Origin of the sequence: Bullifex sp., assembly GCF_034103065.1 — a bacterium.
Lineage (GTDB): Bacteria > Spirochaetota > Spirochaetia > Sphaerochaetales > Sphaerochaetaceae > Bullifex.
The window spans coordinates 1-9,947 of record NZ_JAXEGN010000050.1; the positions used below are offsets into that span (position 1 = coordinate 1).

Here is a 9,947-nt window from a genome sequence, read left to right on the forward strand (position 1 = left end):
GGAAGAGAAGAGATGTATATCATCTTGGGTATTTATACGTATTATTGATATATCATCTCTATTTAGAGTTACCCTGATAATATGCTCTACAAGAGGAATATTATCTTTTGCCATGGTACGAAATAAAGCATCATTAATAGGGCGTAGAGATTTAGCAATCTCTATTTCCTCTTTAGTGTATTTTATTTTCATTATTATTTACCTCAAAACTTATTCATAGGCGAGATAGTACTACTAAGACTTACTATCTCTTAACTTTTATTACCTCCTATGAATAATAGAAGTAAAATGATTAAAAATATTTGTTAAAAACAATACAAATAGCCTAAAAAGTAAAATAATTTATTATATAATAATTAAATATTTTTATCAAAGAGTAAAAACTTTGCCTAACACGAATAATATAATTATTGGTTAAGCAAAGTTATTAAATTAAAATGGATTAAATGGATATTCATCCTTAATTTTACTTAATCTTCTATCAATATCATTTGGAATAAAAATCTCTTCATCGTCTAGTTTAAATTCTTTAAGAACACTTCTTCCAAATAATAATTCTATTCTTTCTTCACTAACTCCACTTTCCCTAAGTTTTTTTAGCAGAATAAGCATTGAAGAAAAACCAGGTAGTCCTGATGCTCCACCTTCCTTATCCTCTAAAGTATGAGGTGCATGATCACTTTCAATATTATCAATTGAACCATTGATAATACTTTCAAAGATAAAAGCCCTATCTTCTTCACTTCTTAATGGAGGATTAACTTTTAATAGTGGATTATTCCTTGCATCATCAATTGATAGTAAAGCATGGTGAGGGGTAGCTCCCATTTTAATGTTTAAGCCTTCCCTTCTAGCTTCTAAAACCTTTTCAACTCCACCTTTGGTAGAAATATGAGCGATATGAAGAGTGCCCTTAAAGCCTGTATCTTTACAAATTTTTATTATATCTGAAATTGATTCAACCTCAGATATATTTGGTCGAGCTAAAGAATGGGTTTCTCCTTTGCCTTTTATGTAAAGATCATTTTTCATTAAACTCTCTTTTTCTGCATGTACTGTTAATACACCATCAAAGCCAGCTAGAGTTAAGGTTTTTACAATTTTCTCTTGCTCTTCATAATTTACTATACCCATATTACCTGTTGAATGGCCTAAAAACATCTTTAAGCCAACAACAAGAGGAAATAGCATAAAGTAGGTATTAACAGCTTCCTTAATTTGGTTTTCATCAGCTGTTAATCCCATATGTATATGGTAGCCTACTTTATATTTTTTAACGCTTTCACTACTAAGAGATAATCTAGTAAGAACAGCCTCCTTATTTGTTAGAGGTGGCTTTGTATTTGGCATATCAAAAACTCTTTGAAAGCCTGCTAATTTAGCAACCTTCAAACCATGTTCTATGGTTTCTTTATTTGCTAATTCGAAATCTCTTAGATGTACATGAGGGTCAATCATGAAAGTAAATCCTTTGCGTTATTAAGTAGGTAAGAATATGTAAAGAAAGTTCCATATTGGCATGCTAATCGATCACCACAAACACATTCCCCACACATTCCAATTCCACACATTGTGCTTCTTTCCATTGACATATAAATATCATCTTTACTTATGCCAAGACTTGTTAGTTTACTAGCAGCAATAGACATAAACTTTTCAGGTCCTACGATATATACTGCAGTGTCATTAACATCATAAATATGCTCACTAATATGATCTAGTACTCTACCCGGCTTACCATCATCTGCAATAACTGTGTATGTGCCAAAGTTATTGAAGAAGTCCTCAAATAGCGCTTTATTATCAACACCAATTGGGTCAAGTGTAGTTCCAACTAGTACATCGACTTTTGAGTTATCAGCTTCAACCATATTACAAAGAAGAGGAAGTACTGCAACACCAGAACCACCACCGATTAATAATACGTTCTTCTTTTTCTCATGGATAAGTGGTTTTCCATATAAGCCTCTAGTATAAATTGTATCTCCTTCTTTAAGCTCAAATAGTGCTTTAGTGAACTCTCCTCTCTTTCTTATTAAGAAAGTTAATGGTTCATTGTGAGCAACACTAAATGGTTTTTCACCTTTTCCAGGGATAAATAGGAATGCAAATTCACCTGATTTACAATTTAGCTTACCACTTAATGTAATAATGAGCATATCCTTAGTATGTTCTACAACAGATAATACAGTATGCTTTGTGTATTCCATTCTGTTATCTGTTCTGATAAAGGATGATGCTTTGTTTTCAATTGTTTTTTGATCTAATAAAGCAATAGTTTCATCCTTTAAACAATCAAGATAAGCTCTCCAGTTTTGCTGCTCAACAGTTCCAAAAACAGAACCTAGCCCTACAGCATCAGCACCTGCTGAAATCATAGCACTTACATCGTAAGCATCGCATAACCCGCCCATTCCAATAATAACAGGTTCATCGCCAATAGCAGTTCTGATTTGTTTTACAGCTTCAAGTGCTCTTTCCTTAACCCACTTTCCGCTCTTACCACCTTTACCACCAAGCTTATTATTTAAAATTGGCATACCACTTTCTTTGTGGAGATGGACCTCTGGTCCCACTGTATTAATTGCAACAATACCATCTGCACCTGCATCAATAACAGCTTTTGCAATTGATCCAATATCATCAACATTAGGAGTGAGTTTAATTAATAGAGCTGATTTTTGACTTGGGAATGCTTTCCTTATTTCTCTTACATACAAACTTGCCACATTTAAATCACAGCCAATAGATGCTCCAAAACCTTTTGCAGCATGTGGACATGAAAAATTTAATTCAATTGAATCAGCAATTTCATCGAAAGCTTTAATTAAAGTAATAAAGTCCTCAACATTTGATGCACTAACTGAAACATTTAATAATGCTCTTAAACCTTCCTTCCTAATTTTCTCTAGAGGAGGTAAGCTTTTTTCTAGTCCTGGGTTTCTAAGCCCAACAGAGTTACCAAATGAACCTGGAGTAAGTTCACAAATAACTGGTTCTCTATTTCCTGGATTCGGATTAACTTGGAAGCTTTTTGTTGTAATTACATCAATAGAAGGTTGCTGTTTATCAAAATATCTAACAAGTTCTGGTTTTGTAGAAGCAACACCACTTACTGTAGAAAGATGCACACCTTTTACTAAGTGTGCACCTTTAATAGACTTAATTCTATCAATCATAGAGAACATTTCTCCACAAGATTTTTAATATTTGTTAAACAGAGGTCTAAGTAATTCTCTGGTACTGGAGCTTTCTTCCAAGGATGAGTTAAAGCACTTGAAGAATTAATACGTGCAAGACGAACATCATATCCTTCCCCGCGTAAAGCAGCCATAACTTCTTCTGCAGATCCACCTTGAGAACCAACACCAGGAATGAGCATTGGAATTTCCTTTGAGGCATAGTATCTAGCAATATCCTTAAGTTCTAAGATATTTGTAGCACCTACTACTGCACCAAGGCCAGGATGATCTTTTGCTAAAGATGCAATTAAATGCGCAACAGAGATATATAATGGATAGATTTCCTTTTCATCAATTGGATCGATGATATGTAAGTTCTGAAGAACTGCACCACCAGGGTTACTTGTTCTATTAAGAATATATACACCCTTATCTTCGTATGCAAAAGGAAGTATTGAATCAGTTCCCATGTATGGAGAAATAGTAGTTGCACTAGCACCCCATTTATCGAAAGCTTCAATTGCATAGTTTAAACTTGAGCGAGCAATATCACCTCTCTTACTATCTAGGATTACAGGAATTGATGGGAAAAACCCATCAAGCATATCGAGTACATCACAAAGAGCTTGAGAACCAGAAAAATCATCTTCTCTTGGATTATCTAATGCACTGTAGTATCCAATATTTGGTTTAAAAGCTGCAGGGGTTACTCCTTCTAATCTCATTCTATGAAAGAGCTCATCAAAAAATTGATTTATTCTTTCTCTAGCACTTCCTTCTCCAGGAAGAGCTTCAATTTGAGGGTCTAATCCCATACATACAATATTATTAGTTTCTTCTGCACTCTTTCTTAAAATATCAATATAGCTCATAACTTACCTCTCAACCTTACTAAAGCCATGGTTTTCACCCCATGCAAATGGATCCTCTCTCCACTCATGTAAAGTTGCAGCATCTGCATCGCTGATATAACCAACTTCAACAGCTGTTTGAATCATTACTGGATATGAAAGAATTGTAAAAGGTTCACACTTTGGTTCAACCTTCTCAAAAGCTTGAGTTGCAGCATCTAAGCCATATGTAAAGATAGCTAAACAATATGGTACATCACCGTTTGCCTTAATAATTGCATCAACTGCCTGTAATGAAGATTTACCAGTACTAATTAAGTCTTCAATTAATACTACCTTCTTTCCTTCATAGCTACCATTCTTTCCAAGACCTTCGATTTGATTTCCAAGTCCATGGTCTTTATTTGAAGAACGAACATATGAAAGTGGCTTATGAAGTCTATCAGCTAAAGTTGTTGCATGAGGAATACCTGCAGTAGATGTTCCTGCAATATTGTCTGGATTAAATTGTAAAGCCTCGAGCATATCAGAAAAAGCATCGCAAATTAATGCTCTATAACTAGCTTTTGCTAAAAATTGTCTATTATCGTTATATATTGGCATTCTATATCCACTTGCCCATGTAAATGGATCTTTTGGACTAAGCCTAATTGCACCAAGTTCAAAAGCACCCTTTGCAAGCTGAGGGCCATAGTATTTTGTAATTTCTTCAATTGTTTTCATTTTATTACGTCCTCCATAAGCATTTTGTTAATTTTAAACGAGAAAAACTTACTTCTCAAGAGTTTATCGTCTACTCATCCAAATCTCTTTAAATGAGTGAGTCTTTCCACAGTATGCACATTCAAATTGACCTTCAGGTGTTCTATAGAACATAGCAGGAACACCTTCACCATTAATAGGATGACTGATACATGCTTCATTGTTACATGAAAGATCTTCGAAGTTATAAATTCGAGGTGGCATATGTGTTCTATATTTTGCTTCAACATGACCATCTTTGATAATATTCAATGTACAGTGTGGAGCAACTGCTGCAAGGCGCTTTAAGTCCTTTCTTGTTAATTCATACTTTCCTGGACGGAAGATAATTCCCTTGTAAGATCCATCAGAACCTGAACTAATCCACTCACCACCCTTACTTTCATCAAGCTTTAAAACTGCACTAATAAGTCTCATATGGTTTCTAATTTCACTTGGGCTATCACCCTTACAGATGTGGTCGATTACAATACCGTTCTCAATTGGATGAACCCCTTCTGAGTAATTTTTAGTATTCTTTTTTTCCTTAGAAACAGGTACACTGATAATGTATTCTTCATCCTCTTTTTCAGTTCCTTTTGCTTGAAGTGGAATAAAATCTTGTCCAATTTTTCCTGCAACCAATGATAGAAGAACCATTCTACAATACATACCGTTAATAGCCTGGCGTTCCCAACCATTAAGAGGTGTATTATCTAAGAAGGTTGGAATTGTTGGATGCTCTTTATGGCGTGGAAGTGGGTGATAGAACTTAGTATTTTCAGGAAGCTTCTCAATAAATTCCTTTCTAAAAGTAATACTCTTTCTAAGCTGGTCCTGCTTTTGCAAAATACGCTCACCCATTCTTTCAAGCTGTGGTCTAGTAAAGTACCACATCTTTGCAACATCATCTGCTTCAAGATACTCTTCAATTGACTTAAACTCTCTTACTTCAAAACCATTATTTTTCATCTTTTCAAGGTAGTTTTCTGGCATAGCAAGTTCAGTAGGAGCAATTAAGTCCACTTTTACCTTATCAAAAAGCTTAAGACCATCAGCCTTAGAGTGTACAGTTCTTCCATGATAAAGGTCGCCAACTAAAGCAACATGAATTGAATCAAAGCTCATATTATTGTCTTCAAGGAAGGTAAATTCATCAAGAAGTTCTTGAGTTGGATGCTCGTGTTTTCCATCACCTGCATTGATAAATGCAGGTTTAATTGGTAGGTTATTTCTCTTTGTATATAACTCAGATTCGTCATCAAGCCATTTACAAAGACCTTCAACCTTACTTCTTACAATAAAGATTGTGTTTGAATAACCACTGAGCATATTAAAAGTATCAGCATAGCTTTCACCCTTATTAATTGAAGAAGATGAACAAAGTAACTCTGATACCTTAGCGTGATGGAATTTAGCAGCGTTTCTAAATGATTCTTTAGTTCTTGTACTATCTTCAAGGAAGACTTCATACATACCAAAGTCAGGGTCGTTAATTCTAAATGAATCCATTACAGCTTCATTATTTTCAATAATTGCTTTTTTTAACTCACTTACTTTCTTAAAGAAATATCTTCTCTCTTCAATTGAGAAATCTTCGATAACCGTAAGTGAACGGCCTTTGAAAACATTGTTTTCCATCACTTTTCCTCCAAAAAAAAAGTCCCACAAAAATGGGACAAATTACATTATAAATCAAAATAAGAGAAAACAGAAATGCTATGAGTTGAAATTATTCGCTCTAATAGGGACATATTATGTTCTTTCATTGTCTTCTCCTAAATGCGAGAGGATATCAGATATCCTCTCTATCTTCAAGTATTTTCTTTATCTAAATATGGATAAATTCTTTCTACTTTAGCAAAATTACTCTTCTTTTCTCTATACTTCATATCCTGCTTATATCTCTTACGATAGTATCTACGTCTAGAAGAGAATAATCCTACACCCTTAACAATACTCTTAATACCTTCAACATCATCTGTCTTTTGTGAGTAATATCCATAGCCATAACCATAAGAACCACTGTTATGTCCTCTCTGATATATATAACCATTAAGACATACACCTAAAATATTAACAGAAGTACCCTTTAGAGTATTCATTAAATCTTCAAAGTAATCCTTTTGGCTAATACCAGCTCTAAGAACACAAATTGCAGCTGTACTAACATTTAAAATATTAAGAAGCTCTGATGCAAATGTTAGAGGTGGGGCATCAATTACTATGATATCATATCTTTCCTTTAATTTATTAAGAACATTAGTAAATGATTCTTGTGCAAATACAACAGATGGAACCTTTGGTCTTGTTCCACATGGAAGTAAATGTAGATTTTCGAAATTAGGAATTGGCTGTATTATACACTCATTAAGAGGTACATTATCCATTACAGCATCAACAATACCATAGCCTGCACCTTCGATGTTAAAGAAGGTTTCACAAGATGGCATACGAAGGTCTCCATCAACTAGTAATACTTTATAACCCTGCTGTGCAAATGAAACAGAGATGTTAACCATTACACTAGTTTTACCAATATTCTTTTCAGATGCACATACACTAATTACTCTCTTCCTACCTTTGTTTCCAAAAAGAGCTGTTGATGCAATATGCTTATAACGCTCACTTTCAAATGAGTTTGGTTGATTTAATACAACAGAACCAAAGTATCTTTCATGAGCTTTTCTCTTTAGCATTGGGATCCAGCCAAGGAATGGGATATCTGAAGGAAGCTCTTTTTTAACATCCTCGATTGTATAGAATGCTTTATCATTCCATTCAAGTACAATTGCAAGTAAGCATCCAAGACAAATTCCAGCAAATCCTGCTACTAATAATATCATTGCCTTCTTAGGACTTACTGGCTTTTCAGGAACCTCAGCAAGATCGATTTCACTTACATTATCACTAATTGCACTATCCTTAAGTTTTGCTTCTTGAAGCATCTGCATTAAGGAAACAGACATCTTAGTATAAATTTCAACTTGTGTTTGAAGTTCAGATAGCTGTCTTTCAATTTCAGGAACGGTTTCTAAGAATGCATTATTTTTATCTGCCTCAATATTAATTAACTTAATCTCAAGCTCAGCCTTAATCTTTTGGCACATAGCCTTAGCATATTGAGTAGCTGTAGCTCTATCTGCATCAACCATATCTGTTATTAAAGCTGTTAATGATTTATCTAAAGATTCAATAGATTGATTTAAGTTAAAATATCTACTCTCTTGAGATGAATTTAATATTGATTTAGCAGATGTGCTTTGAGCTGAAAGATTTAATAAATCATATTTTAATACCTCTTCCTGAGCACTTTCAATATCAGCCATTAAAGCCATTACTTTATCATTTGCTTCGATATCACTTTGGCTAATTAATCCTGTATAAGAATTAATTATTGCATCAGCTTTAGCAACCTCAAGTTCTAAAGGAGCTCTTCTCTTTAATAAATAGTTATACTCTAATAAAGCTTCCTTACTATCTTGGGTAACTTGTAAAATATTATTTTTAACTTGGAATTCAGCTAAAGCCCTAGTTGCTTCCTCTGTTTCCTTTAAGTTAATAGGAATTTGAGCATCCAAAAAGTCTAATGATGTCTGTGTTGCTTTTCTTGCAATTTGTGTTAATAACTCATTGTATGAAATAGCAAGTGCATTAGCATAGTCACATGCAAATTCAGGAGAAGAATCAGAAACTGTAATTTCTACAAGACTTGTATCTTTTACTGTTGAGACAGTTACCTTATCTTCCATAGAAATTGCACTTAAAGGCTTTTCAAACTCACTATACTTAGTTCCATCCTTTGTTTGATAGGAATCTAAATCAAGCATAGAAAGTGCATTATTTAAATTCCTTCTACTCTTCATAAGCTCAACTTCAGTTGTAATCTTACTTGAAGAACCCATTGTTGATCCTGATAGCAAGCTAGAGAGAGATGAAGAAGACTCACTTATTGGCTTTACCATTATTGTAACGCTTGCTTCGTATGTTGGAACTGCAATACATAGGTATCCGACAGCAAGAGCTACTGCTACGATAAAAAATAAAATTATCATGAATTTTCTTCTGTAACAGGAAGCAGCTAACTCCAGCAAATCTATTTCATCATTTTCATTTACCATTGGTTTTTCCATATCATTTTTCCTATCAATAAATACTTGGAGCGACTATCGCAAGAGTTGAAGTAACAATTGCGAGAACAGAAGAAACAATTCCAATTACAGCAACAGCTGGCTGTAAGTTCTTAACAAAGTTATCTCTTTCAACTTCAATTACAGCTTCTGCAGGAACTACTTCACTTGCTTTAATTTTGTTTCCATATTTATCACGAATTGTAAAATCATTTTGGCCTTTAGCATCTGTTGAATAACCACCAGCTAAAGTAATGTAATAGGAAGCAGTTTTTCCTGGAACAAATCCATATACACCACTTTTATTTACAGCACCAATTACATTTACAATGAGTTGAGAGAATGGAATAATAAATCTGTCGCCACTCTCAAGCGCCATATTACCCATTTCATCATTACCATATAGTACATCAGCAAAACTAATTGGAATTATTTCACCCTTTCTAATTAAACTTGCACCAGCAAGATCACTTTCAGAGATAAAATATGGATTCATTACTTCCACTAAATCTCTTACTGTATCACCAGTTGAGAATCTAAAGTAGTATGAAGTTGAAGCACTTCCAGAAACGGATGCTGATTTTTGATCATTTAATAAAGCACCCTCAATAGAAACAGAATATAACTCTGACTGTATAGCACTTATGTAGATTATATCCCCATCTAATAAAGTAAGATTATCAATGTTTTCAATAATACTTTCATTATAGCGACCATTTTCAAAACGCTTTAAAATGATTTTGCTACTATCAGCGTTCTTTGAAAAACCACCAGCATATCTATTAATTAAAGCATTTAATTCTTCACCTTCTTCAAGCTGATAGCTACCAGGAATCATTACAGAGCCACCAATTGTAATCAATCTTTCGCGCTCAGTAAAAATAACTGTATCTCCACTCTTTAATACAGGATCAGAGGTTGAATCACCTTCCTTCAATGCTTTATATAGATCATAAGAGATTTCACCATCACTATTTTTTACTATAACATTTCTAGTGCTAGCCATGTTGGTTGCATAACCAATCATATCACTTAATCTAGTA

Annotated in this window: 8 protein-coding genes; all 8 read right to left on the reverse strand. The window is 33.9% G+C overall.

The features are described from left to right. On the reverse strand, window positions 1-192 hold a 192-nt coding region (locus tag SOY52_RS02035), incomplete at its 3' end, for a hypothetical protein (RefSeq protein ID WP_320847088.1). Between the two features lie 240 nt (window positions 193-432). Beyond that, on the reverse strand, window positions 433-1,458 hold the full coding sequence (locus tag SOY52_RS02040; RefSeq protein WP_320847321.1) for a dihydroorotase: 1,026 nt from the start codon (window positions 1,456-1,458) through the stop codon (window positions 433-435). Next, window positions 1,455-3,179, reverse strand: coding sequence for a dihydroorotate dehydrogenase (locus SOY52_RS02045; RefSeq protein WP_320847322.1), 1,725 nt, complete (start codon window positions 3,177-3,179; stop codon window positions 1,455-1,457). Before SOY52_RS02045 ends, SOY52_RS02040 begins: the two co-directional genes overlap by 4 nt. Then, window positions 3,176-4,054 carry an orotidine-5'-phosphate decarboxylase gene (pyrF, locus tag SOY52_RS02050; RefSeq protein ID WP_320847323.1) on the reverse strand — a complete coding sequence of 293 codons (879 nt, stop codon included), beginning with the start codon at window positions 4,052-4,054 and terminating at the stop codon, window positions 3,176-3,178. Before pyrF ends, SOY52_RS02045 begins: the two co-directional genes overlap by 4 nt. Window positions 4,055-4,057: 3 nt before the next feature. Continuing rightward, window positions 4,058-4,756, reverse strand: coding sequence for an orotate phosphoribosyltransferase (gene pyrE / locus SOY52_RS02055; protein WP_320847324.1), 699 nt, complete (start codon window positions 4,754-4,756; stop codon window positions 4,058-4,060). 63 nt (window positions 4,757-4,819) lie between these two features. Next, window positions 4,820-6,415, reverse strand: coding sequence for a bifunctional aspartate carbamoyltransferase catalytic subunit/aspartate carbamoyltransferase regulatory subunit (locus SOY52_RS02060; RefSeq protein WP_320847325.1), 1,596 nt, complete (start codon window positions 6,413-6,415; stop codon window positions 4,820-4,822). Between the two features lie 173 nt (window positions 6,416-6,588). Beyond that, complete coding sequence (locus tag SOY52_RS02065; protein ID WP_320847326.1) at window positions 6,589-8,907, reverse strand: polysaccharide biosynthesis tyrosine autokinase; 2,319 nt, start codon at window positions 8,905-8,907, stop codon at window positions 6,589-6,591. A gap of 13 nt (window positions 8,908-8,920) precedes the next feature. Beyond that, a partial coding sequence (locus SOY52_RS02070) for an SLBB domain-containing protein (protein WP_320847327.1) occupies window positions 8,921-9,947 on the reverse strand: 1,027 nt, incomplete at its 5' end.

Coding starts and splice junctions, on each gene's coding strand:
- pyrF (WP_320847323.1), bottom strand. CDS start 4,054: ATGAGCTATATTGATATTTTAAGAAAGAGTGCAGAAGAAACTAATAAT.
- SOY52_RS02065 (WP_320847326.1), bottom strand. CDS start 8,907: ATGGAAAAACCAATGGTAAATGAAAATGATGAAATAGATTTGCTGGAG.
- SOY52_RS02040 (WP_320847321.1), bottom strand. CDS start 1,458: ATGATTGACCCTCATGTACATCTAAGAGATTTCGAATTAGCAAATAAA.
- pyrE (WP_320847324.1), bottom strand. CDS start 4,756: ATGAAAACAATTGAAGAAATTACAAAATACTATGGCCCTCAGCTTGCA.
- SOY52_RS02045 (WP_320847322.1), bottom strand. CDS start 3,179: ATGATTGATAGAATTAAGTCTATTAAAGGTGCACACTTAGTAAAAGGT.
- SOY52_RS02060 (WP_320847325.1), bottom strand. CDS start 6,415: ATGGAAAACAATGTTTTCAAAGGCCGTTCACTTACGGTTATCGAAGAT.